Below are 24511 nucleotides of genomic sequence, written 5' to 3'. Positions count from 1 at the left end.
GTAGAAAGGTCTCAGCCCGCCTGCTGCAGGTCCGCGATCAGCGCGGCCATGTCGCCCTTGCGGCGCGCCAGCATGGCGGTGATCTCCTCGCGTTCCGAGGCCAGCATGTTCACGCCCTCGATGATGAGGTTGAAGAAGCGCGGCTGCCCGGTCTTGTCCGAAATGTGCCATTCGACCTGCATCGGGCTGCGGCCGTTCAGGTAGGCCGTGGACTCGACCGCCCAGAAGGACTTGAGCGGACGCGCCGTCCCGACCTCGATGCGCGAGCCCAGGAACTCCTGGAAGCGGCGGCCGTATTTACGCGCGATGTAGCCCGTCATCGCGTCGCGGAACCGGGCGAAGCTGGCCGCGTCCATCTGCCGCGCCGCGGGCCCCAGGGCCGAGCGCGCGATCGCGTCCACGTCGGCATGGCGCTGGAACACGCCCGCAAAGGCCGCATACATCTGCGCGGGCGGCCGGCCCGAGCTGATGATGCCCAGCACCTCGTCCACCGCGCGCCGGATCGCGGCCGAGGCCTCGCCGGCCGTCATCGCATGGGCGGGCGTCACCGCCAGCGCGCCGCCCGCGGCGATCATCCCCAGGAACCCGCGTCGGGTGCTATTCGGCATATGGGTCAATGGCGTCCTCTTCCTGCTTCAGCTCGTATCGGCGGTGCTGGGTGTAAAGCAGCCGCGTCTGGGCGTAACTGTCGGCACTTTCATGCAGGACCGAGTCCACCGTCGAGCCGAATTGCGCCCGCTCACCCGCTTTTGACACCACGCGCGCCGCCGTGCCCGCAAGCTTCTGGTCGTCCGTCAGCACGTTGTCCAAGGGGTCGATCAGGGCGAAGTCGACGATCTTGCCCGCGAGGTCGCGTTCCGTGGACGGCCCCAGCAGGGGCAGTTCCAGATAGGCGCCCGAGGGCACGCCCCAGACATGCAGCGTTTCCCCGAAGTCCGTGTCGATCTCGGGCAGGGCAAAGTCCGACCCCGCCGGATCGAACAGGCCGCCCAGGCCCAGCGTCGTGTTGACCGCAAAGCGGAAGGTGTTTCTCACCGCAGGCTCGGGCCGGCCCTGCAGCAGGCTGTTCACGACCTTGCCCGGCAGCGACAGGTTCGAGCCGAAGTTCCCGACCATCTGCAGCACGCCCGGCGGCTGTCCGGGGGGCCTGGGGCCTGACGCCCCGTCCCCCTTGACCATGCGCGAGGCCGGGCGCACCAGATTGGCGTCCAGCGCCTTGTTGAAGGCGTGGACGCGGCGGTTCATCGGCTCATAGGGATCGGCGATCTCGCCCGGGGGGGCTGCGGCGCAGCCGGCAAGTCCCAGAACCAGCACAACCGGAACAAGACGCATCAATCTCTCCTTAACATCTGTCGGCGAGTGTGGGCTGATTGCCGAACAGGGCTTGCCGCCGGACTGTCTGAATGGTTCGGGTTGGGATAAAGGGCGCGCGGTGCCACGGCAACCTGTGGCCGCCACCAGGACGAAAGGGCGGCCGATTGGCGCGCATGAACGGAAGCACGGGGGCGATGGCAACAGGACGTCAGGACGGATTCGCCGAGCTTCGGGCGGCACGCGGTGGCAGCATGGGGCTGGTCGCCGCCGTGGCCGTCTTCTCGATCGCGGTGAACCTGCTGAACCTCACGGGACCCCTGTTCATGATGCAGGTCTATGACCGTGTGCTGGGCAGCGGGTCGGTGCCGACGCTGGCGGCGCTGTTCGGGCTGGTGGCCTTCCTGTTCGCGATGATGGGCCTGATCGACCTGGCGCGCGTGCGCGTCATGTCGCGCGTGGCGATGCGCTTTCAGGACCGGCTGGAATCGCGCGTCTTCCAGGCCGCACTGGCCGAGGGGGCGGTTACGGGCCAGGCCACCGCCGCGCAGGGCGGCCTGCGGGACCTGGAAGCGGTGCGCCAGCTGATCGGCTCGCCGGTGCTGATGGCGCTGTTCGATCTGCCCTGGGCGCCGGTCTTCCTGGCGGGGCTCTACATCTTCCATCCGGTGCTGGGGGTCGTGGCGACGCTGGGGGCGCTGGTGCTGGTCCTGACGACCTGGGGGAACCAGTCGCTGACCCGCCGCCCGCTGCAGGAGGCGATGATCTCGGGCCAGACCGCCGACCGCGCCGCCGACCTTTACCGTGACGAGGGCGAACTGATCGGCGCGCTGGGCATGCGGCAGGCGGTCTTCGCCCGCTGGAAGCAGACGCGCGACCGGATGGCCGATGCCACGATGTCGGCCTCGGACCGGGGCTCGGGCTTCTCGGTCTTTTCGCGGACCTTCCGGCTTTTCCTGCAATCGGCGCTGCTGGCGGCGGGGGCCTGGCTCGTGCTGCAGCAGGCGGTGACGCCCGGGGCGATGATCGCAAGCTCGATCCTGATGGGGCGGGTGCTGGCGCCGGTCGAACAGATCGTCGGCGGCTGGTCGGCGGTGCAGCGCGCTCTGGACGGCTGGAACCGGCTGGGGGGGCTGCTGACGCGCCGCCCGCCGCAGCCGCAGCGGACGCCCCTGCCCCGGCCCGCGGCGCGGCTGGACGTGGCGAACCTCACCGTCGTGCCGCCGGGGCAGACCGTGCCCACGCTGCGCGGCGTCAGCTTCAACCTCGCGCCCGGGCAGGCGCTGGGCGTGATCGGCCCCTCGGGCGCGGGCAAGTCCACGCTCGCCCGCGCGCTGATCGGGGCCTGGGCGCCGGCCAGCGGCTCGATCCGGCTGGATGGCGCCACGCTGGAACAATACGACCCCGACGTGCTGGGCCGGCTGATCGGCTACCTGCCCCAGCAGGTGACGCTGTTCGACGGCACCATCGCGGAAAACATCGCCCGGCTTTCCTCGCGCCCCGATCCGGACGCGGTGGTGCGCGCGGCGGCGGCGGCGGCGGCGCACCGGATGATCCTGGACCTGCCGCAGGGCTACGACACGCCGCTTGCGCAGGCGGGCGCGCGGCTTTCGGGCGGCCAGATCCAGCGCGTGGGCCTCGCGCGGGCGCTTTACGACGACCCGGTGCTGTTCGTCCTGGATGAGCCGAACTCGAACCTCGACAACGAGGGGTCCGAGGCGCTGAACCTCGCGATCCGCGCGATCAAGGCGCGCGGCGGCGCGGTCATCATCATGGCCCACCGCCCGGCCGCCATCGCGGAATGCGAGCTTCTGCTGGTCATGGAAGGGGGCATGCGCCGCGCCTTCGGCCCGCGCGACGAGGTGCTGCGCTCGACCGTCAGGAATGCCGAGACGATCACCCGCGCGCGCGGCGCGGGCGGAGGCGTGACATGAACAATCCCACCCCGCAGATGCGCGGTCCCGGCCCGGTGGGCCTTGCCATGGCACCCGTGGCCAAGGTGGACGGCATCGTCACCCCTCCGCGCCGCCCGGCGCGCGGGACCGGGCAACCCCCGTCGCCCCCGCCGGCCGAAGGCAGCCGCTGGTCGGCCCGCAGCGCGTTGATGCTGGGGCTGGTCGGGATGCTGCTGCTGGTCGGCGGCTTCGGCCTGTGGTCCGTGACCTCGCGCATCGCGGGCGCGGTCGTCGCCTCGGGCCAGGTCGAGGTCGAGCAGCACCGCCAGGTCGTCCAGCACCCCGAGGGCGGCGTGGTCGAGGAAATCGCCGTGCGCGAAGGCCAGCCGGTCCGGGCCGGCGACCTGCTGATCCGGCTGGACGGCACGCTGCTGCGCACCGAGCTTGCCATTGTCGAGGGCCAGTACTTCGAGATTCTCGCTCGCCGCGGCAGGCTCGAGGCCGAGCGCGCCGACCGTCCCGCCATCACCTTCCCCGAGGAACTGCTGCAGCTCGCCCCCACCCGCCCCGACGTGGCCGCCCTGATCGAGGGGCAGACGCGGCTTTTCGAAAGCCGTCTCGACACGCTCAGGCAATCGACCGACCAGCTGGACCAGCAGGCCCAGCAGGTGCGCAACCAGATCGAAGGGATCGACGCGCAGATGATCGCTCTGAAGACCCAGCGCGACCTGATCCAGGAGGAACTGACCGACCAGCAGACGCTGCTCGACCGCGGGCTGGCCCAGGCCTCGCGCGTGCTGGGGCTGGAACGCGAGGCGGCGCGGCTGGACGGCCAGCTGGGCGAAACGCAGGCCATGCGCGCGCAGGGCGAGACGCGGGTGACCGAGATCGACATCACCAAGCTCAAGGAGGCCGCCGAGCGGCGCGAAACCGCCGAAACCGAACTGCGCGACCTCGGCTACCGCGAACTGGAACTGGCCGAGCGCCGCCGCTCGCTGACCGAGCAGATCTCGCGGCTCGACATCCGCGCGCCGGTGTCGGGCATCGTGCACCAGTTGCAGGTGACGACGCCCCGCGCGGTGATCCGGGCGGCCGACCCGGTGCTGTTCCTGGTGCCGCAGGACCGCCCCCTGGTGATCGCGGCGCGGGTCTCGCCCCTGAACATCGACGAGGTGTCGGTCGGGCAGGATGTCACGCTGCGCTTTTCCGCCTTCTCCAGCCGGACCACGCCCGAGATCCATGGCACCCTGGCGCGCGTCTCGGCTGACGCCGTCACGGACGAGGCGACGCAGATGCAGTATTACCGCGCCGAGGTCACGATCCCCCCTGCGGAGCGCGCAAGGCTGGGCGACCTGTCCCTGATCCCCGGCATGCCGGTCGAGGTTTATGTCCAGACCGGCGAGCGCAGCCCCCTCGCCTATCTGATGAAGCCGCTGACCGACTACTTCGTGCGCGCCTTCCGCGAACAATAAAAGGCCGACGCCCTGCGATGCGGCCCACGCGGCAAGAAGGGCCGGCATCCGCACGCTTCGTTCCTGCCCTCCTCTCCCCAGGAGGGACGAACGAAACGCGGCTCGCGCCCTGAGTTCCTTCTTCTTCGTCAAAATATCCCGGGGTCCGGGGCAGCGCCCCGGTCCTTCCCGCGCTCCTGCGGGACGACCCTTCACCGCCATGAGCCTGCCCCTCCGCGGCTACGCTCCCGGCCCGGCCGCAAAGCGGCCCATTGCCGTGGGCCCGACCTCGGCCTAAGGCTGCGTACTGACATTCACCGCGGGACAGGGCCATGCGGATCATCATCTGCGGTGCGGGGCAGGTCGGCTGGCAGATCGCCCGGCAATTGTCGGGCGAAGGGCATGACGTCGCGCTGATCGATCGGGACGAGCGGCTGATCCAGCAGGTCAATGACGCGCTGGACGTCCAGGGGATCGCCGGGCACGCCAGCCACCCCGGGGTGCTGGACCGCGCGGGCGCTGCCGACTGCGACCTGCTGATCGCCGCCACCGCCAGCGACGAGGTCAACATCGTCGCCTGCGAGATCGCGGCGGCGCTGTTTTCCGTTCCCCGCCGCATCGCGCGGCTGCGGGCGCAGGCCTATGTCCGCCCCGAATACGCCGATCTCTACCAAGCGCAGAACCTGTCCATCGACGTCGTCATCAGCCCGGAGCAGGAGGTCGCAGCGGCCGCCCTGTCGCGCCTGGACGCGCCCACGACATTCGACACCGAAACCTTCATGGACGGGCGCGTCCGGATGCTGGCCATGGTGCTGACGGAAAGCTGCCCGATCCTGAACACGCCGCTGCGCCATCTGGACCAGACCTTCTTCGGCCTGCGCGCCGTGGTGGTGGGGCTGCGGCGCGGAGGACGCTTCTTCGCGCCCGAACCGAACGACCAGCTGCACGCGGGCGACCGGGCCTATGTCGTGACCCCGCAGGAGGACGTGGCCCGCACGTTGGACATCTTCGGCCTGCCGGGGCGGCCCATCCGCCGCGTGGTCGTGATCGGCTGCGGCAACATCGGCACCGCGGTCTCGCGGGCGCTGGACGAGGCGCCGGACGTCACGCTGCGCATCATCGAGGGCGACCTCGGCCGCGCCGAGGCGGCGGCCGAGCGGCTGCGCCGCAGCGTCGTGCTGCAGGGCGACGGCATGTCCCTCGACCTGATGGCCGAGGCGGGCGTGCCCAGCGCCGACGCCGTGCTGACCCTGACCGCCAACGACCATGTCAACATCCTGGCCGCGATCCGGGCGCGGCAGGCGGGCGCAGGCATGGTGGTCGCGCTGATCAACGACCCGACGCTGCTGCCCCTGGCCTCATCCCTCGGGATCGACGCCCAGATCAGCCCCCGCGCCGTCACCGTGTCCTCCATCCTGCGCCACATCCGCCGGGGCCGCGTCCGCGACGTCTATTCCCTGGGCGACACCGAGGCCGAGCTGATCGAGGCGCAGGTCCTGCCCGGCTCGGCCCTTGCGGGACAGGCGGTGCGCGACCTCAAGCTGCCGCGCGGCGCGCTGATCGCGGCGGTGGAAAAGGGGGGCGAGATCCTCAAGCCCCGCCCCGACACGCGGCTGGAACCGGGCGATCTGGTGTTGATCTTCGCGCTGGCCGGCGACATCCACGAGGTCGAGCGCCTGCTTCAGGTCTCGGCCGACTGGTTCTGATGGACCGGATCGCCCGCCTGCCCGCCCTGGTCATCGCCGGGCTGGCGATTGCCCTGGCGATGCTGGTCCCGGCCGCCCATGCCGAGGCCATCGGCGACCATCGCATCGCCGCGATCTTCGCCGCCTCGGCACTCGGCGCGCTGGTGCTGGGAACGATGCTGGGGCTGGCGACCGCCGCCACTCCCGCCGCCGCGCCCTCGCGCGGGGTGCTGGGCACGCTTCTCAGCGTCTATGCCGGGCTTCCGCTGCTCTGCGCGGTTCCCTTTGCGGCGGTGATGGCCGACACGGGCCTTTTCAACGCCTGGTGGGAGATGCTGTCCTGCCTGACGACCACGGGCGCCACGCTTTACGCCGCCGACCGCCTGCCGCCCACGCTGCACCTGTGGCGCGGCACCGTGGGCTGGCTGGGCGGGCTGTTCATCTTGGTGGCCGCGATCGCGCTGATGGCCCCGGTTCGGGTCGGGGGCTTCGAGATCATGGACCGCACGACCGGCACCGACGAACGCTTCGAGCGCTTGGGCGGCAGGACCGAGGTCCGGCGCGGCCGCGACTATGCCGCCCACCTGGGCGACCCCGCGCTGCGGCTGATCCGCTGGGGCCTTGCCGTCGCGCCCCTTTACGCGGGCGCGACCGGGGTCCTGTGGCTGGGGCTGATGATGACGGGCGACCAGGCGCTGAACGCGCTGATCCGCGCCATGGGAACGCTGTCCAGCAGCGGCGTCGGCCTTGACGCGCGCCCGGTCGGCGCCAGCGGCGGAATGGCGGCCGAGGCGCTGGTCGCCGTCTTCATGCTGGCCGCCCTGACCCGCCGCGCCTGGCCGGGCGGCGGCGAGCTGCAGACCACACGCCGCCTGCGCGACGACCCCGAACTTCGGGTCGCGGCCGGTCTTCTGGCGCTGGTCACGCTGATGCTGGTGCTGCGACCCTTCCTCGGCGCGTTCAATGCCGACGTGCAGCCGGTCGCCCCGCCCCACCCTGCCGGGCCGGGCCTGACCGGCGGGCTTGCCCGCGCCGCCGGCGCCGCCTGGGGCAGCCTGTTCACGGCCCTGTCCTTCCTGACGACGACCGGCTGGACCTCGATGCACTGGGACGGCGCGCGGGCCTGGGCGGGCCTGTCCGCACCGGGGCTGATGCTGGCGGGACTTGCCATCATGGGCGGCGGCGTCGCCACCACGGCGGGCGGCGTCAAGCTGCTGCGTGTCTTCGCCGTGGCGCTCCACGCCAAGCGCGAACTGGACAAGATCGTCCACCCCGCCTCGGTCGCGGGCGGCGGTCCGGTCATCCGGCGGCTCAGGGGACCGGGGGCCTACCTGTCCTTCATCTTCTTCATGGTCTTCGCCCTGTCGATCGTGGCGACCATCGCGCTGGTGTCCGTGCGCCCGGTGTCCTTCGAGACCGCGACCATGCTCAGCGTGGCCGCCCTGACCAATACGGGCCAGCTCGCCGAGGCGATCCCCCTGACCCCCGTCTTCGAGGGAAGCGCCGGGATCGCGGGCGCACCCTGGCAGGGCTGGGCGGGGCTCGCCCCCTTCACAAAGGCGGTGCTGGCCGCCGCCATGGTGGCCGGACGGCTGGAAATGCTGGCGATCCTTGCCCTGCTGACGCCCGGGGCCTGGAAACGCTAGCGGGCGAAGATCCCCGACGTGTCGGCAAAGCCCTTGACCTCGATCGGGTTGCCCGAGGGATCGCGGAAGAACATCGTCCCCTGCTCGCCGGGCTGGCCCTGAAAGCGGATCTGCGGCTCAAGCTCGAAGCGGGTGCCCGCGGCGCGCAGCCGTTCGGCCAGCGCGGTCCAGTCCTCCATCCCCAGCACAACGCCCAGATGTGGCATCGGCACCATGTGGTCGCCCACCTTGCCGGTGTTGGTGGTGGCGAAGGGCTGGCCCAGGTGCAGGCTGATCTGGTGGCCGAAGAAGTCGAAATCGACCCAGCTGTCGGTGGAACGCCCCTCGGCGCAGCCCAGCGTGCCGCCATAGAAGGCGCGCGCCTCGTCCAGGTCGGTGACGTGATAGGCCAGGTGGAAGACGGACTGCATCGCGGCTCCTTGTCGCAAGTCGGCGAAGAATAGCCGGGCGTGGCGAAAGGGAAACACCTGTGGCGCATTTTTGCCCGCGCCTTGTCACGTTGCGGCGGCTGACCTTAATGTGAAGGCAACGCACAAGAACAAGAAAAGGTGTCCCGCATGGCCGGCGACAAGCAGAACCTTCAGGACGCGTTTCTGAACCATGTCCGCAAGGCCAAGGTCCCGGTCACGATCTTTCTGATCAACGGCGTCAAGCTTCAGGGCGTCATCACCTGGTTCGACAACTTCTGCGTGCTGCTGCGTCGGGACGGGCAATCGCAGCTGGTCTACAAGCACGCGATCTCGACGATCATGCCGGGCCAGCCCATCAGCCTGTATGAAGGCGAGGACTGAGTGGCCGAGGCCCATTCGACCGAAACGCGGCGCACGCCCGCCTTTGTCATCCATCCCGACCTCGGCAGCCGCCGCGACCAACGCCGCTCGCCCGAGCTTGCGCTGGAGGAAGCCGTGGCCCTCGCGCGCGCCCTGCCTGCGATCGAGGTCGTGGGCAGCACGGTGGCCAAGCTGCGCAACCCTTCGCCGGGGATGCTGTTCTCCTCGGGCAAGCTGGAAGAACTCGGCGAGGCGATCCGCACGGCGGAAGCCGAGCTGGTCCTGATCGACGGCCCCGTGACCCCGGTCCAGCAGCGGAACCTGGAAAAGCACTGGGACGTCAAGATCCTGGACCGCACCGGCCTGATCCTCGAGATCTTCGCCGACCGGGCGCGGACGCGCGAAGGCGTGCTGCAGGTCGAACTCGCGGCGCTGTCCTATCAGCGGACGCGGCTCGTGCGCGCCTGGACCCACCTGGAACGCCAGCGCGGGGGCTTCGGCTTCGTCGGCGGCCCCGGCGAGACGCAGATCGAGGCCGACCGCCGCGCCATCGACGACCAGATGGTCCGCCTGCGCCGCCAGCTTGAACGCGTCGTCCGTACCCGCACCCTGCACCGCGCGGCGCGGGCCAAGGTGCCCTATCCCATCGTCGCGCTGGTGGGCTATACCAACGCGGGCAAGTCCACGCTGTTCAACCGCCTGACCGGGGCCGAGGTGCTGGCCGAGAACATGCTGTTCGCCACCCTCGACCCCACCATGCGGGCGATCCACCTGCCTTCGGCGGACGGAGAGGCGCGGGGCCGCCGGATCATCCTGTCCGACACCGTGGGCTTCATCTCGGACCTGCCCACGGAACTCGTCGCCGCCTTCCGCGCCACGCTGGAGGAGGTGCTGGAAGCCGACCTGATCCTGCATGTCCGCGACATCAGCCACCCCGAAACCGAGGAGCAGGCCGCCGACGTCGGCGACATCCTCGACAGCCTGGGCGTGGACGAGGACGTGGCGCTGATCGAGGTCTGGAACAAGATCGACGCGTTGTCGCCGGAAAGCCGCGCCGCCCTGCGCCGCACCGACGCGCGCCGCGCGGATGTGCAGGCCGTCAGCGCCCTGACCGGCGAGGGGCTGCCGGACCTGATCGCCGCCATCGACGCGCGCCTGGCCGAGGTTCTGGACGAGCCGCGCGAGCCGGGCGTGGTCACGCTGACCCATGCCGAGGGCCGCCGCCGCGCTTGGCTGCACGAGGCGGGCGTGGTGGAGCGCGAGGAAGAGACCGAGGAAGGCCCCCGCCTGCACGTGCTCTGGACCCGCCGCCAGCGCGCGGCCTTCGAGGCGCTGGACGGCGCCGACCGGCCCGCGGCCGAGGATGACGAGGACGACGTCGATCCGCCGCCGCGCCTGGGTGGCTGGGACCCGCTGGCGAACGACTGACGGCGGGCCCGCGTCCCCTCCGGTCCGCGGCATCGGCCGACGCCCGCAGGCTCCACATGCATCCGTCCTGCGGCAGTGGCGAAGCGCCGGCTGGGGGGGGGCAGCACCCCACCCCCGAAAGGCTTGCAGCCGGGAGACGACCTGCGGAACGCGGCAGATGCCTTGTCTTTCGGCCTCCGGCGTCGTCGCCGAAGGCCGAGGCGGTGCAGCCCGCGCGGCGGCGGGGCCCTACTTCGCCATCACCTCATCCTCGACCCGCATTCCGCCCACGACGCCCAGCGACTTGAGCTTGCGGTGCAGGGCCGACCGCTCCATTCCCACGAACTGCGCGGTGCGGCTGATGTTGCCGCCGAAGCGGTTGATCTGCGCAAGCAGGTATTCCCGCTCGAACAGTTCGCGCGCCTCGCGCAGGGCCAGCGCGGTGATCTGGGGGCCTAACGCCAGCGCCTCGCCGTTGTCGGGGGTGGCGCCCTGGGGCTCCAGTTCCGAGGGCTGGATCGGGCCGCTGCCCTCGCCCAGGATCAGGACGCGCTCGATCACGTTGCGCAACTGGCGGATGTTGCCGGGCCAGCGCATAGCCTGAAGGGCGGCGATGGTCTCCTCCGGCAGGGCGCGCAGCGGCAGGGCCTGGCTGGCGTGGAACTGCTCGATGAAGTGGCGGGCAAGCTCGACGATGTCCTCGCGCCGCTCGGCAAGGCTCGGGACCTGCACGGGCACCACGTTCAGCCGGTCGTAAAGCTCCTGACGGAAGCGGCCGGCGGCGATCTCGGAGCCCAGGTCGCGGTTGGTCGAGGAGATCACCCGCAGGTCCACCCGCACCTTGTCGGTGCCGCCCGCGCGCTGGAACTGCTGTTCCGTGAGGACCCGCAGGATCTTGGGCTGGGTGCCCAGGGGCATGTCGGCCACTTCGTCGAAATAGATCACGCCGCCATGCGCCTGTTCCAGCAGGCCCGGCTCGATCCCGCGCTCGGGGGTTTCGCGGCCGAACAGGACCTCCTCCATCCGCTCGGGCTCGATCGTGGCGCAGGGAACGGGGACAAAGGGCGCCTCGGCGCGGGGCGAATGGGCGTGGATGTAGCGGGCGGCCATCTCCTTGCCCGCGCCGGGCTCGCCCGTCAGCATCACCCGGCCGTTCGACTTGGCGACCTTGTCGAGGTTCTCGCGCAGCCGCCGGAAGGAAGCGGAATGGCCCAGCATCTCGGCCGCCGTGACCTCGCGCCGGCGCAGCTGCATGTTCTCGCGCCGCAGCCGGCTGGTTTCCATCGCGCGGGTGATGACAACCATCAGCTGGTCGATGTTGAAGGGCTTTTCGATGAAGTCATAGGCGCCCTGCTTGATCGCAGCGACCGCGATCTCGATGTTGCCGTGCCCCGAGATGATGACGACCGGCACCGAGGGGTTGTTGCGCTTGACCTGCTTGAGGATGTCGATCCCGTCCATCCGGCTGTCCTTGAGCCAGATGTCCAGGATCATCAGCGCCGGCTCCTCGGCGTTGATGGCGGCCAGCGCCTCGTCGGCATTGGCGGCGGTGCGGGTCTTGAATCCCTCGTCGCCAAGGATGTCGGCGACCAGTTCCCGGATGTCGCGTTCGTCGTCCACGATCAGAATGTCGCTCATGTGCCTGTCGCCTCTTCGAGTTTATGTTTGCGCGAAGGGGCCAGCCGCACGGGCTGGCGTTCGCGGGGCAGTCTGACTTCGGCCATCGCGCCGCGGTGGCCGGTGGCATCGGGGGGCGCGTCGGTCAGGACCAGCGAACCGCCATGCTCCTCGACGATCTTCTTGACGATGGGCAGGCCCAGCCCGGTGCCGCCCTGCTTGAGCGTCACGTAGGGCTCGAACAGCCGGGCGCGGTCCTCGGGCAGGCCCACGCCGTTGTCGCAGATGCGGATCGTCACCGCATCGGGACGGGCTTCCAGCACGACCTCGGCGCGCGGGGTCCAGTCGCCCGCCGGGCGGTCGCGCAGGGCCTCGCCCGCGTTCTTCAGGAGGTTGGTGAAGACCTGTCCCATCATGCCCGGATCGCAGTCCACGATCACCGACTCGTCCGGGATGCTTGCCTTCACGCCGCCCGCGATGGCGTCCTTCTGCAGCACCACCGCCTCGCGCAGCAGGGCGGCGATGTCGGTTTCCTCGCGGTCGGGCTCGGGCATCCGGGCAAAGCGGCTGAACTCGTCCACGATCCGGCGCAGGTCGTTGGTCTGGCGGATGATGACATCGGTGTATTGCGCCAGCGCCTCGCGGTCCTCGTCGGTGGGCGCGAGCTTGCCGAACTTGCGGCGGATGCGTTCGGCCGAAAGCTGGATGGGGGTCAGGGGGTTCTTGATCTCGTGCGCCACGCGCCGCGCCACGTCGCCCCAGGCGGCCATGCGCTGGGCCGTGACCAGTTCGGTCACGTCGTCAAAGGCGATGACATAGCCCGCGACGGTGCCGTCCTCGCCCTGCCGGGCGGCCATGCGCACCAGCAGGCTTTCGATGCGCCCGTCGCGTTGCAGCCGCACCTCGTCCTGCACGCTGTCGGCGACCGATCCCTGGAGGCGGGCGAAAAGCGGCCCGAATTCCGGCACCACGTCCAGAAGGGGCATGTCGTCCGTCGCCGTCGGGTCCAGCCCCAGCAGGCGCAGGGCCGAGCGGTTGACGAAGTCGATCCGCCCGTCGCGCCCCAGCCCGATCACCCCGGCCGTCACCGAGGTCAGCACGCTGTCGAAGAGCCGCCTCTGCTCGTCGGCCGCGCGGTAGCTGTCCACCAGCTCGACCCGCTGCTGCTTGAGCGCCTGGGTCATCCGGTTGAAGCTTTGCCCCAGCGTCTGGATCTCGTCGCCGGTGTCGGGTTCCGGGACCTGCACGTCCAGGTTCCCCTCGCCCACCTGTTCCGAGGCCGCCGCCAGCCGTCCGATGGGGCGCGCCAGCCGTTCGGCGAACCACAGGCCCAGCCAGATCGCCCCTGCCACCAGCAGCAGCGCAAAGCCGAGATAAAGCAGCGAGAACTCGAACAGGACACGGCTGCGGGTGCGTTCGAGCTGCTGGTATTCGCCCACCGTCGCGCGGGTGTCGTCCAGAAGGCCCAGAAGGTCGCCGTCCACGTCGCGGGTGACGTAAAGATAGCGGTTCGGCAGCCGGTCCAGGCGGACCAGGGCACGGAACTCGTTGTTCTGCCAGTCCTCGACCAGCAGCGTGCCCTCGCGGTCGGCGGCGCGGAACTGCTCCTCGGTCGGTTGTTCGTACCAGAAGCGATAGCTGCGCTCGCCCCGCGCGCGGATGGCGCCGGTTGCGTCGATCACGTAGGCTTCGCGCAACCCGCGCTGGATCAGGGCCTGGCCCTCGGCCAGCACGCCGCGGACGGTGCCGTCGTCCAGGAAGGGCGCGGCGCGGGCGGCCTCGTCCAGCACGCGGGCAAGAAGCCGGGCGTCCTCGGTCAGGTCGCGGCGGTGTTCGTCCTGATAGGCCTCGGCCGCCGACAGCGAGGTGGCGACCACCTGCTGCACCCGGCCCGAGAACCAGCCTTCCAGACCGATGTTGACCGTCAGCCCCGCGAACAGCGCGACCAGAACGGTCGGGAACAGCGCCAGGGCGGTGAAGACGCCGACCAGCCGCATGTGCAGCCGCGATCCGGCGGCGGCGGACTTGCGGGCGGTCAGGATGGCCGCCATCCGCGACCCGACCAGCCCGGTCAGCAGCAGGATGTAGATGAGGTCGGCCAGAAAGACGAGCCGCAGCCCCGTGCTGGCCGTCTGCTGGCTGAGCGGACCCATGACGACATAGGTCGCGACCGCCAGCACCGGGCCCAGCACAGCCATGAACAGCATGGCCGCGTTGCGCACGCGCCGCTTCCGGCGCAGACGCGCCAGACGTTCCCAGGGTCGCGCCGCGATTGCGTGTGCCACCTTGACTGCCTCGCCCTCGGTCCGCCGCTGTTTTCGCGGCGTTCTTGTTGCACAGGCGTTACGTGCCCCTGTGTCTCTGTGACCGTTTTACATCAGGCGGCGGCGGCGTGTCACCTCGATATTCAGGTCGTTCACCTTCTTGCGAAGCGTGTTCCGGTTGATCTGCAGAAGATCGGCGCAACGCAGCTGGTTTCCGTTGCACGCGTCAAGCGCGATCTGGATCAGCGGGCGCTCAACCTCTCGCAGCACCCGGTCGTAAAGGCCGGGCGGGGGAAGCTGGTCGCCATGCAGGTCGAAATAGCGCTGCAGGTGCTGTTCGACGGCTTCCGACAGGGGCCGCGAAGGGTCGATGCGCGGCGCGCCGACGCGGGGGGCGTTCGGCACCGGCAGGGCGGCGGCCACGTCCTCGGCCTCGATCCGGGGACCGGGGGCGGTCAGGGCCAGGCGGCGCAGCAGGTTGTCCAGCTCGCGCAGGTTGCCGGGGAAGGGATGGGCGCGCAGCGCCTCGAGCGCGGCGTCCGACAGGGTGGCCGCGCCCCCCTGCCCGGCGGCGCGGTCCAGCATCAGCCGCGCCAGGGCCGGCAGGTCGTCCAGCCGCGACCGCAAGGGGGGCACCGTCAGCACCATGCCCGCCAGCCGGTAATACAGGTCGGGCCTCAGCAGCCCGGCGGCCAGGTCCCCTTCCGGGTCGGGGCCGGTCGTCGCCACCAGCCGCGGCGCGCGGGCGCGGTCGGGGCCGCTTTCGGCCGCCTCGATCAGGCCGGCAAGCCGGGCCTGGACGGCGGGCTCCATCCCGGCCGGGTCCTCGAGGATCAGCGTGCCGCCCTGGGCCTGCGCCAGCCGCGTGCCCAGCGTTTCCGCCGTTTCCGAGGCGCCCAGCCGCACCAGCGGCCCCTCTCCCCGGTCGCCCAGGTCATGCAGGGCCTGCGCCAGCGTGCTGCGGCCGGTTCCCGGCTCTCCGGCCACGATCACGGGCAGGTCGGTGTTGACGATGCGCGCCACGCTGCGGAACAGCCCCTGCATGACCGGCGTGTGGCCGATCAGGGACACGCCCTCGGGCACGACCGGCGCGGACGAGGACGAGGCGGCGGGCGCGGGCTCGCGGCGGATGCGGCGTTCCAGCCCGGCGCGGACGCGGCCCATCAGATCGGGCAGGTCGAAGGGCTTGGGCAGGTAGTCGAAGACCGACGCCTCGGTCGCCCGGATCGCCGTCACGATCGAGTTCTGGGCCGAGATCACGATCACCGGCAGATCGGGCCGCGCGCGCGAGATGCCGGGGATCATGTCCAGCCCGTTGCCGTCGGGCATCATCACGTCGGTCACGACCAGGTCGCCCGTGCCGTCCTCGACCCAGCGCATCAACTGGCCGAGGCTGCCGGTCGCATGGACGCGGCAGCCTGCCCGCGTCAGCGCCTGCGTCAGCACGGTGCGGATGGTGCGGTCGTCGTCCGCGATCAGTACGGTTCCGTCCATGGGGCAGCTCCTTTCCCGGCAAGCGGCAGGGATACGCGAAACAGGGTGCGGCCGGGGCGGCTGTCCACACGGATCAGCCCGCCATGCTCGGTCACGATCTTGCCGACCAGCGCGAGGCCGAGCCCCGTGCCGTTTTCCCGGCCCGACACGAAGGGCTCGAAGATCTGGTCGGCGATGGCCTCGGGGACGCCGGGGCCGTTGTCCTCGACCTCGACCTGCAACGGCAGGGCGGTGCCATGGGGGCCGCGCACGTCGCGGTCATAGGCGGTGCGCAGGCGGATCAGCGCGGGGCCGCGCGGGTCGTCGGGGGCGCGGGCCTCGCGCGCCAGCGCCTCGGCGGCGTTGCGCAGCAGGTTCAGCACGACCTGCATGATCCGGCCCGGATCGACCAGCGCGGGCGGCAGCGAGGGGTCGTAGTCGGCGACGATCTTCGGCGCGGCGCCGCCCAGCGCCATGCTGCGGCGGGCGCGGTCAAGGATGTCGTGGACATTCACGGGCCGAAGCTGCGGCAGGGTGGTGTCGCCGAAGCGCTCGACCTCTTCCAGCAGGGCCACGATGCGGCGGCTTTCGGCCACGATCAGGTCGGTCAGCTCGCGGTCCTCGGGGCCGAGGTTCTCGGACAGAAGCTGCGCCGCGCCCCGGATGCCGGCCAGCGGGTTCTTGATCTCGTGCGCCAGCATCTCGGCCATGCCGATCGCGCTGCGGGCCGCGCGGCGGGGCGAGGCGTCCACCTCGGCCTCGGGCTCGGGGCGGATCAGGGCGACCACGCCCCCGTCGGGCAGGGGTGCGAGATCCAGCCCCGCCCGGCGCGCGGTCCAGCGGCCGGCGCGGTCGCTGATCTCGAAGCGGACACGGGGGTGCAGGACGGATTCCCCCGCCTGCGCGGCCTGCGCGACAAGGGGGCCGAGTTCGGGTTCGACCCGCAGGCGGGCGATCAGGGCGGGATCGTCGGCGGAAAGGCCGGCCACGCCGCGTTCCGACAGGTTCAGCCACAGCTCGGCGGCCTCGTTCAGCCCGCTCCACCGGCCCTGGGCGTCAAAGGTGGCGACCGGCGCGGGCAGCGCGGCCAGCACGACGCCGGGGTCCGCAGGGATGAAGGCGCCGGTCATGCCGCCCGCGCCTTTTCGCCCGCGCCGGAAAAGACGGCGCGGATGGCGGCCATGGCAGCCTGGGGGGTAGCGGCGGCCATCAGGGCAGCGCGGGCGGCGGCGAGGTCCGCAAGGCCCGCCGCCTCGGCATACCAGCCGAGGTGCTTGCGCGCGACGCGCATCCCCAGGTCGCGGCCGTAGTGGGACAGGATGTCGGCATGGTGCTCGGCCACCGCGTCGGCCAGCGCCGCGCCCTGCGGCACCTCGGGCGCGGGCGCGCCATGGTTGGCCGCCGCGATCTGCGCCAGCCGCCAGGGCGCGCCCTGCGCCCCGCGCCCGACCATCACCGCGTCCGCCCCCGACAGTTCGCGCGCGCGGGTGGCCGAGGCCGCATCCACCACGTCACCGTTGGCGACCAGCGGCACGTCGGGCACCGCCTCGCGCACCGCGCGGATGGCGGCCCAGTCGGCGCTGCCCGTGTAGAACTGCGCCCGCGTGCGGCCGTGAACGGCGATCATCCGTATCCCTGCGTCCCGCGCGCGGCGGGCGAGGTCGGGCGCGTTCAGGCAATCGGCATCCCAGCCGAGCCGCATCTTCAGCGTCACCGGCAGATCGGGGACGGCGCCCACGACCGCCTCGATCAGCGACAGCGCGCGGTCGGGCTCGCGCATCAGCGCGGCGCCCGACAGCCCGCCCGTCACCTTGCGGGCGGGGCAGCCCATGTTGATGTCGATGATCCCGGCGCCCATGTCCGCCACGATCCGGGCGGTTTCCGCCATCGGCCCCGGCTCGCGCCCGGCGATCTGGACGCTGACGGGGACGCCGTTCTCCTCGACCATCGCCTTGGCGCGCACGGCCGCGCGGGTGGAAGGGCGGGGCGTCACCATCTCGGTCGAGGCGACCATCTCGCTGACCACCAGCCCTGCCCCGTGCCGCGCCACCGCACGGCGGAACGGCAGGTCGGTGATCCCGGCCATCGGGGCCAGGAAGACCGGGGGGTCCAGCAGCGCGTCGCCAAGGCGGATGGGGTTGGTCGTCATGGGCTCAGTTGACCTTGCTGCCGGGGATCGGAAAGCGGCCAGGCGGCATGACTTCGGGGCAATGACCATCGCCGCCGGGCAACTGCCTCGCACCGCGCCCGTATGCCTAAGTTTTGGGCAGAATGCAAATGTGCCGGTTGTGCAAAGGGCTGGCGGCGGACGGGTTCGGGCCCTAGGTTGCCCCGGGCTTCGCAAGGGAAGGCACCGCCATGTTCCTGTCGGTCTTCGACCTCTTCAAGGTGGGCGTCGGGCCGTCGTCCTCGCACACGATGGGGCCGATGGTCGCGGGGGCGCGCTTCCTGGACGTTCTGCGGGCCGCGCCCTTCCGCGCGCATGGCCTGCGGGCCAGCCTGCACGGCAGCCTTGCCTTCACCGGGAAGGGCCATGCCACCGACCGGGCGACGATCCTGGGACTGGCGGGCTTCACCCCCGAGACGATGGACCGCGAGGCCGCCGACGCCGCGCTCGAGGCGAACCGCCAGACCGGCCTGCTGCATCCCGAGGGCCTGGGCGATTTGCGCTTCGACCCCGAGCGCGACCTGATCTTCGACTTCGACCGTTCCCTGCCGGGACATGCCAACGGCATGATCCTGATGGCGACGGACGCGCAGGGCGACGTGATCGGGCGCGAAACCTTTTACTCGATCGGCGGCGGCTTCGTGCTGACCGAAGCCGAGTTGGCCGACCGCGCGGCAGACCGGCGCAGCGACGCGGGCTCACGCGTGCCCTACCCCTTCGCCACCGCCGCGCAGATGCTGGAGATGGCGGCGCAGTCCGGCCTGTCGATCGCGCAGATGAAGCTGGCGAACGAGCGGGTGCATCGCAGCGAGATCCAGATCCGCGACGGGCTGGCCCGCATCTGGCAGGTCATGCGCGACTGCATGGACCGGGGGCTTGCGGCCGAGGGCACGTTGCCGGGGGGACTGAAGGTCCGCCGCCGCGCCGCCGCGATCCACCAGGCGCTGCTGGCGGAACGCGGGCAGAACCTGACCGCGCCCCATGTCATCAACGACTGGATGTCGGCCTATGCCATGGCCGTGAACGAGGAGAACGCCGCCGGCGGACAGGTCGTCACCGCCCCCACCAACGGGGCTGCGGGCGTGGTGCCCGCCGTGATCCGCTACTGGCTGGACCACGTGCCCGGCGCGTCCGAGCGCGACATCGGCACCTTCCTGCTGACCGCCTCGGCCGTGGGCGGGCTGGTCAAGCACAACGCCTCGATCTCGGGCGCCGAGGCGGGTTGCCAGGCCGAGGTCGGGTCCGCCAGCGCCATGGCGGCGGCGGGGCTGGCCGCGGTGCTGGGCGGCACCCCCGAGCAGGTGGAAAACGCCGCCGAGATCGCGCTGGAGCACCACCTGGGCATGACCTGCGACCCCGTCGCGGGGCTGGTGCAGGTGCCCTGCATCGAGCGGAACGGGCTTGGCGCGATCAAGGCGGTCAGCGCGGCAAGCCTGTCCTTGCGCGGCGACGGCAGGCATTTCGTGCCGCTGGACGCCGCCATCGAGACGATGCGCCAGACCGGCCGCGACATGTCCGAGAAGTACAAGGAAACCTCGCTGGGGGGTCTGGCGGTCAACGTGCCCAACTGCTGACGGCAAAACCGCGCCGCAGGGGGGCCTCGGGGTGCGGGGAATGCTTGTCACGAGGGAGCGCGCTGTCTAAGGCTGGCGGCAAAAGAACGACTTGGGACAGGATAATCACATGACGTTGCGCTTTGCCCTGCTGGCGTTGCCGCTCGCGCTGGCTGCATGCGACAGCCAGGCCATGCAGAACATGCAGAACCTGCGGATGCCCTGGGACAAGCCCGAGCCGGTGGCCGCCGCCCCGGCCCAGCCCGCGCCCCCCACCATCCCCGAGCCGACCGGCGCCTCGCCCACCGTGCAGCCGCTGGAAATCCAGGGCGAGACCGCCAAGATCGCCACCGCCGAGGCCGAGACGCTGGCCGTGACGGACCTGACCGCCTCGGGCGAGGGCTGGACCGCCAGCGTCAAGGGCACCACCGCGCGCTTCGAGCCCGCCGGCGGCAAGGCCGCGAACGTCACCGTGCGCCGCATCCCCTATTCGGGCGGCATCGAATACATCGGCGTGCTGGGCGGCCAGCCCTTCGTGCTGCGGGTGAACGCGCAGGATTGCGGCGGCCAGCCCATGACCGCGACGCTCCGCGCCAGCGGCAACACGCTGTCGGGCTGCGCCGCGCCGGCCGCGGCCGCCTGACCGACGACCGCGGGCGGCCCTGCGGCCCGCGGCACATGACCCGGCGCCGCCGTCCGACCGGCGGCCCATCGGAAGACCCGGCTGCCCTGTGGGACCGGGTTCCGCCCGCGAAAGGACAGTTCGCATGACGAAGGCCCGCCTGACCCCTCTGACCCGCCGCCTGCTGGCCACGGCGCTGCCGACGGCAGTGGCGCTGGTCCCGGCCGGCGCGGGCCTTGCCGACCCCATGATCGGGACGGTGACGAACCGCTATGGCCTGCCCGGCGCGATCGACACGCCCTCGGCCGAGATGACGCCCGACGCGACCCTTGGCGCGGTGCTGGGCTATTCCGCGCTGGGCAACACCGCGGGCCTCAGCTTCCAGATCCTGCCGCGCGTCACCGGCGTGCTGCGCTACGGCAAGTTCGACAGCACCGAGGAAGAGCGCGGCTATGTCCGCGACCGGTCCTTCGACATCCGCGTGTCGCTGCTGGACGAATCCCCGGACGGCTGGCGGCCGGCGGTGGCGGTCGGCCTTCAGGATGCGATCGGCACGGGGTTCTATGCCTCGGAATACGTGGTCGCCACCAAGACGCTGTCGCCGCGCCTGCGCGTTTCCGCGGGCCTCGGATGGGGGCGGCTGGCAAGCTCGGGCGGCATCGGCTCGCTGATCGACGACCGGGGCGCGCCCGACGACGAGGAAGGCGGCACGCTGAACACGGACCAGTGGTTCCGGGGCGAAGCCGCGCCCTTCCTGAACATCCAGTGGAAGGCCACCGACAAGCTGACGCTGCTGGCCGAATATTCGGGCGACGATTATGCCTGCGAAACGGGCGATGCCGACAGCTGCCCCCGCGACGTCTGGCTGAGCGACGAAGAGCCCTTGTCGACCAACATCAACGTCGGGCTCAGCTACCAGGCCGGGCAGAACTACCAGATCGGCGCCTATGTGCTGGGGGGCAAGCATTTCGGCATCCAGGCCAGCATGACGCTGAACCCGCGCCAGGCGCCCTTCCCCTCGGGGCTGGAAAAAGGGCCCGCGCCTGTCCGACTGCGCCCGGCGGTGGCCGCCGATCCCGACGGCTGGTCGGGCGCCTGGGCGCAGGACCCGACCGCGCAGCCCGCGATCCAGCAGGCCTTGGGCGACGCCCTGCGCAAGGAAGGCCAGGTGCTGGAATCCATGGTGCTGACCGCCAACCGCGCCGAGGTCCGCATCCGCAACAACCGCTACGTCCAGCAGGCCGAGGCCGTGGGCCGCACCGCCCGCCTGATGACCCGCGCCCTGCCGCCCTCGGTGGAAACGCTGGTCGTGACCTCGGTGGAAGGGGGCATGCCCGTGTCCTCGGTCACGATGCGCCGCTCGGACGTCGAGCGGTTGGAGAACACCGAGGTCGGGCAGATCGCCAGCGTCGCCGCGCTGACCGACGCCGACCCGCGTCCCGCCGGGCTGGTGCGCAGCCCCGATGTGACGCCGCGCTTCCAGTGGGGGCTGCGTCCCTACCTGAGCACGGGCCTCTTCGATCCCGACGAGCCCTTCCGCTTCGAGGTCGGCGCCGCCGCCACCGCCAGCTACGAATTGCTGCCGGGCCTGACGCTGAAGGGCACCGTGCGCCAGCGCCTGTTCGGCAATGCCGAGCAGGACGCCCCGGGCGACTTCACGGTCGATGAATACCTGGCCCTGACGGACGAGGAGATCGCCGCCGAGAACAATGGCGTCTACCGCGTCCGCTCGGACGGGCGGATGTATTCCGGCAACGACAAGCCGCGCGTGCCCGAACTGACGCTGGCCTGGAACGCGCATCCGACCTCGACGGTCTATACCCGCGTGACCGTGGGCCTGTTGGAGAACATGTACGGCGGCGTTTCGGGCGAGGTGCTGTGGAAGCCCGTGAACTCGCCGCTGGCGCTGGGGGCCGAGATCAACCGCGTCCGCAAGCGCGACTACACCGATGCCTTCGAGTTCCTGGACTACGAGGTCACCACGGGCCACGTGTCCGCCTATTACGAGTTCGGCGGCGGCTTCGTGGGCCAGCTGGACGTGGGCCGCTATCTGGCGGGCGACGACGGGGCGACCGTCACGCTGACGCGCGAATTCGCCAGCGGCTGGTCGGTCGGCGCCTATGCCACCAAGACAAACCTGTCGGCCGAGGAATATGGCGAGGGCTCGTTCGACAAGGGCATCGAGATCAAGATCCCGCTGGCCTGGGCCACGGGGATGCCGTCCAAGCGCACGGTGGGCGGTTCGCTCAGCTCGCTCAACCGCGACGGCGGGCGGCGGGTGCGCGTGGACGACCGGCTGTACGAAACCGTCCGCGACAGCCATTCGACCAAGATGTATGAGGGTTGGGGGAAATTCTGGCGATGAACAGGCCCATGCTGAAGCTGGCATCCGCCCTTGCGGTGATGGCCGTGGTCGCTGGCTGTGCCAGCCGCAACAACATCAACGAGGACGAGCCCTCGGCCTCGCCCTTCGGGATCGCACGGGCTGCCCTGGGGCAGGTGGTGGCGCAGCGCCAGCAGGCGCAGGCGGCATCCGCCCCCGCCCGCAGCCCGCAGGACATGGCCGCCGCGGCCCTGGCGGCAAACCCCGGGCCCCTGATCATGGTGGGGCTGGAACAGTCCGGCACGACGCAGGTGATGGCGATGACGGGCCAGAACGGCGGGATGCGCACCTACATGACCCCGAACGAGCAGGCCGTGATCATGCGCGGCTTCATGCTGACCGGCACGCGCGGCCTGGGACACGACCTGTCGGTGGCCGAAGCCGCGCCCTCGGCGGCGCTGATCCAGGCGGGCCGGTCCGGGACCGCGCGGCGCCTCATGCGCTATTACAGCGGGGACGGGCTGGAACGGCCGATCGACTTCACCTGTCGGATCGGGCCGGGACCCAACGCCGGGGTGATGGTCGAGGATTGCGAAGGCCACGGGCTGTCGTTCCAGAACAGCTACCTGCCTTCGGCGGGCGTTTCGCGCCAATGGATCGGACCCGGCCTGGGTTATGCGACGATCCAGGTCCTGCGCGACTGAACCCGGCCTTCCCTCTGCACAGCGGCCCGCCGTCAGGCGGGCTTTTTCATTCCTTGCCGACAAGGCCGCAATCGGCAGCCGACAGCGCAAAAGGAAAAGGGGCCAGTCCTGAGACTGGCCCCGATCACTTCCGATTTCTGGACGAAATCAGTTGGTGGTGTCGTCGTCGTCATCATCATCGTCATCGTCGTCCGAAGCGACGGCAGCGATGACGCCCAGCAGCAGCAGGGCGGGGACGACGAGACCAGCGTTGGTCGAGGCCGGCTTGGTGTCGACGACGACCGGCTCGACGTCGACGACCGGGGCGACATAGCCACCGGCCAGAGCGGTCGAAGCCGACAGGCCGAGGGCCAGGGCAAAGGTAGCGAATTTGGTCATGATCATGCTCCGTACTTTTTTGAAGTCTGCCAGTTGCCCGACAGCATCGAGGCGACAGTTACACAAAGGCCCGATATTGAAAAGCGGCTAACGGCCGGTTTCGCTGCGGGTCAGCGTGGACTGTTGCTTTTTCGCCAACACCCGCTCGGCACGCAGGTTCCGCGTTTCCAATCGCCGTTAACGGGCTGTGGCGCTTCTGCATCAAAAGCCCGAAGACCGGCAACTAACCGCACATCCTTTGCCTGTTCCGAGAAAGTCGGGAACCGGATTGCACCGGGTGAAATAAGGGCTCGGCCTGCAACCCGGCCACGAATCGTAAAGCAGGGAGAGAGCCCCGGCAGCTCCGCGCCGGGACCCCCTTAACCATGGGTGGCAAGGCCGCGTCAGCGCCCCTGCCCGCCCCGCGGCGGACCCTTGGGCCGGTTGCCCGGCTTGCCGCCGGGTCCCCGCCCCGAGGAGAACCCGCCCCGCGGCTTGTCGCCGCCGGGACCGCTGCGCGGCCGTGCGCCCTGCGCGCCTTCTGCCCGGGGACCACGCTCTGCGGCAGGACGAGAGGGCCGGTCGCCCCGAGGTCCCTCGCCCTGCGCCCGGTCGGGGCGCGGGGTGCGGGGCTTGCGGGCAAAGCCCTCATCCTCGCTGCGGCGGGGTGTGCGGGGGGCGCCATCCCGGAACGGCCGATCACCGTCCCGCTGCTCTCGCCCGGCCCAGGGCTTGCGGTCGCCGCGCGGCCCCTGGCCGCGTCCTCCCTCGGCTTCGCCCCGGCGCGCGTGGCCCTGGCCCTTGCGCTCGAAGCCGCCCTCGGCCGACCGAGGAGCACGCTCGCGGTCTCCGAAGCGGCCCCCGTCGGCACGGTCAGGGCGCGGGCCCGCAGGCTTGCGGTCGTCGCGGCTGCGCGGGCCGCGGTCGTTCCCCCGCTCAAAGCGGCCGGCTCCACCCTCGGCCCCATGACTGCGCTCGAATCCGCCCTCGCGGGGCTTGCGCTCGAAGTCGCCGCCCTCGCGGCGCGGCTTGCGCTCGAAGCCCTCGCCGCGAGGAGGCCGCGCCTCGCCCGACCGTGCGGCCCAAGGCTTGCGTTCCGCGCCCTCGGCGTCCCGGCGGGGCGCCCTCGGCTTGCGCTCGAAGCCCTCGCCCTCGGGGCGCGGCGACCAAGGCCTGCGCTCGGCGCCCTCGGCGTCACGGCGCGGGGCGCGCGGCTTCCGGTCGCCGCCCTCGGGGCGTGCCGCCCAGGGCTTGCGTTCCGCACCC

19 protein-coding genes and 1 pseudogene are annotated in these 24511 nt (G+C 71.1%); 10 read left to right on the top strand and 10 right to left on the bottom strand.

What is annotated here, in order from left to right:
- Positions 1-11 precede the first annotated feature (11 nt).
- On the bottom strand, positions 12-608 hold the full coding sequence (locus tag CK240_RS02760; protein ID WP_095638820.1) for an MlaC/ttg2D family ABC transporter substrate-binding protein: 597 nt from the start codon (positions 606-608) through the stop codon (positions 12-14).
- Positions 598-1332, bottom strand: a complete 735-nt coding sequence (locus CK240_RS02755; RefSeq protein ID WP_095638819.1) for an MlaA family lipoprotein — start codon at positions 1330-1332, stop codon at positions 598-600. Before CK240_RS02755 ends, CK240_RS02760 begins: the two co-directional genes overlap by 11 nt.
- 176 nt (positions 1333-1508) lie before the next feature.
- Here CK240_RS02755 and CK240_RS02750 point away from each other — a divergent pair, with 176 nt between their 5' ends.
- The 4 genes from CK240_RS02750 (at position 1509) to CK240_RS18605 (ending at position 7988) form a co-directional block, all read left to right on the top strand.
- Positions 1509-3245 carry a type I secretion system permease/ATPase gene (locus CK240_RS02750; protein WP_095639219.1) on the top strand — a complete coding sequence of 579 codons (1737 nt, stop codon included), beginning with the start codon at positions 1509-1511 and terminating at the stop codon, positions 3243-3245.
- Between the two features lie 170 nt (positions 3246-3415).
- Positions 3416-4678: an HlyD family type I secretion periplasmic adaptor subunit gene (locus tag CK240_RS02745; protein ID WP_240517282.1), complete on the top strand. Its 1263-nt coding sequence runs from the start codon at positions 3416-3418 to the stop codon at positions 4676-4678.
- A gap of 311 nt (positions 4679-4989) precedes the next feature.
- On the top strand, positions 4990-6363 hold the full coding sequence (gene trkA, locus CK240_RS02740; RefSeq protein ID WP_095638818.1) for a Trk system potassium transporter TrkA: 1374 nt from the start codon (positions 4990-4992) through the stop codon (positions 6361-6363).
- On the top strand, positions 6363-7988 hold the full coding sequence (locus CK240_RS18605) for a TrkH family potassium uptake protein (protein ID WP_095638817.1): 1626 nt from the start codon (positions 6363-6365) through the stop codon (positions 7986-7988). Before trkA ends, CK240_RS18605 begins: the two co-directional genes overlap by 1 nt.
- Here CK240_RS18605 and CK240_RS02730 read toward each other — a convergent pair.
- Positions 7985-8398, bottom strand: a complete 414-nt coding sequence (locus tag CK240_RS02730; protein WP_095638816.1) for a VOC family protein — start codon at positions 8396-8398, stop codon at positions 7985-7987. The genes CK240_RS18605 and CK240_RS02730 overlap by 4 nt on opposite strands.
- Positions 8399-8545: 147 nt before the next feature.
- On the opposite strand from CK240_RS02730, the gene hfq reads away from it, so the two are divergent.
- Positions 8546-8779: an RNA chaperone Hfq gene (gene hfq / locus CK240_RS02725; RefSeq protein WP_020949330.1), complete on the top strand. Its 234-nt coding sequence runs from the start codon at positions 8546-8548 to the stop codon at positions 8777-8779.
- Positions 8780-10186, top strand: a complete 1407-nt coding sequence (hflX, locus tag CK240_RS02720) for a GTPase HflX (protein WP_095638815.1) — start codon at positions 8780-8782, stop codon at positions 10184-10186. It abuts the gene before it with no gap.
- Between the two features lie 228 nt (positions 10187-10414).
- On the opposite strand, the gene ntrX is transcribed toward hflX, so the two are convergent.
- The 5 genes from ntrX to dusB form a co-directional block, all read right to left on the bottom strand.
- Positions 10415-11803: a nitrogen assimilation response regulator NtrX gene (gene ntrX, locus CK240_RS02715; protein WP_095638814.1), complete on the bottom strand. Its 1389-nt coding sequence runs from the start codon at positions 11801-11803 to the stop codon at positions 10415-10417.
- Positions 11800-14067, bottom strand: a complete 2268-nt coding sequence (locus tag CK240_RS02710; protein WP_338048839.1) for a sensor histidine kinase NtrY-like — start codon at positions 14065-14067, stop codon at positions 11800-11802. Before CK240_RS02710 ends, ntrX begins: the two co-directional genes overlap by 4 nt.
- 87 nt (positions 14068-14154) lie before the next feature.
- The gene (locus CK240_RS02705; protein WP_095638813.1) at positions 14155-15540 is read right to left on the bottom strand and encodes a response regulator; all 1386 of its coding nucleotides are present in this window, start codon (positions 15538-15540) and stop codon (positions 14155-14157) included.
- Positions 15522-16649: a two-component system sensor histidine kinase NtrB gene (locus tag CK240_RS02700; RefSeq protein ID WP_095638812.1), complete on the bottom strand. Its 1128-nt coding sequence runs from the start codon at positions 16647-16649 to the stop codon at positions 15522-15524. The genes CK240_RS02705 and CK240_RS02700 overlap by 19 nt, the downstream gene beginning before the upstream one ends.
- Positions 16646-17668, bottom strand: coding sequence for a tRNA dihydrouridine synthase DusB (dusB, locus tag CK240_RS02695; RefSeq protein ID WP_095638811.1), 1023 nt, complete (start codon positions 17666-17668; stop codon positions 16646-16648). Before dusB ends, CK240_RS02700 begins: the two co-directional genes overlap by 4 nt.
- A 209-nt stretch (positions 17669-17877) precedes the next feature.
- On the opposite strand from dusB, the gene CK240_RS02690 reads away from it, so the two are divergent.
- The 4 genes from CK240_RS02690 (at position 17878) to CK240_RS02675 (ending at position 22888) form a co-directional block, all read left to right on the top strand.
- Positions 17878-19260: an L-serine ammonia-lyase gene (locus CK240_RS02690; RefSeq protein ID WP_095638810.1), complete on the top strand. Its 1383-nt coding sequence runs from the start codon at positions 17878-17880 to the stop codon at positions 19258-19260.
- 109 nt (positions 19261-19369) lie between these two features.
- A complete protein-coding gene (locus CK240_RS02685; RefSeq protein WP_095638809.1) occupies positions 19370-19882 on the top strand; it encodes a hypothetical protein in 513 nt (170 codons plus the stop codon).
- Positions 19883-20006: 124 nt separating this feature from the next.
- The gene (locus CK240_RS02680) at positions 20007-22226 is read left to right on the top strand and encodes a YjbH domain-containing protein (RefSeq protein WP_095638808.1); all 2220 of its coding nucleotides are present in this window, start codon (positions 20007-20009) and stop codon (positions 22224-22226) included.
- 8 nt (positions 22227-22234) lie between these two features.
- Positions 22235-22888 carry a YjbF family lipoprotein gene (locus tag CK240_RS02675; RefSeq protein WP_095639216.1) on the top strand — a complete coding sequence of 218 codons (654 nt, stop codon included), beginning with the start codon at positions 22235-22237 and terminating at the stop codon, positions 22886-22888.
- A 147-nt stretch (positions 22889-23035) separates the two neighbouring features.
- Here the strand turns inward: CK240_RS02675 and CK240_RS02670 are convergent, their stop codons facing one another.
- Positions 23036-23266, bottom strand: coding sequence for a hypothetical protein (locus CK240_RS02670; RefSeq protein WP_240517261.1), 231 nt, complete (start codon positions 23264-23266; stop codon positions 23036-23038).
- Positions 23267-23649: 383 nt separating this feature from the next.
- Positions 23650-24511, bottom strand: a pseudogene (locus CK240_RS18600) (hypothetical protein); the annotation flags it as partial.

Source organism: Paracoccus salipaludis, assembly GCF_002287065.1.
Classification (GTDB): Bacteria; Pseudomonadota; Alphaproteobacteria; order Rhodobacterales; family Rhodobacteraceae; genus Paracoccus; species Paracoccus salipaludis.
Note: the sequence above shows the minus strand (reverse complement) of the source record. Positions and strands in the feature narration are given on the sequence as shown.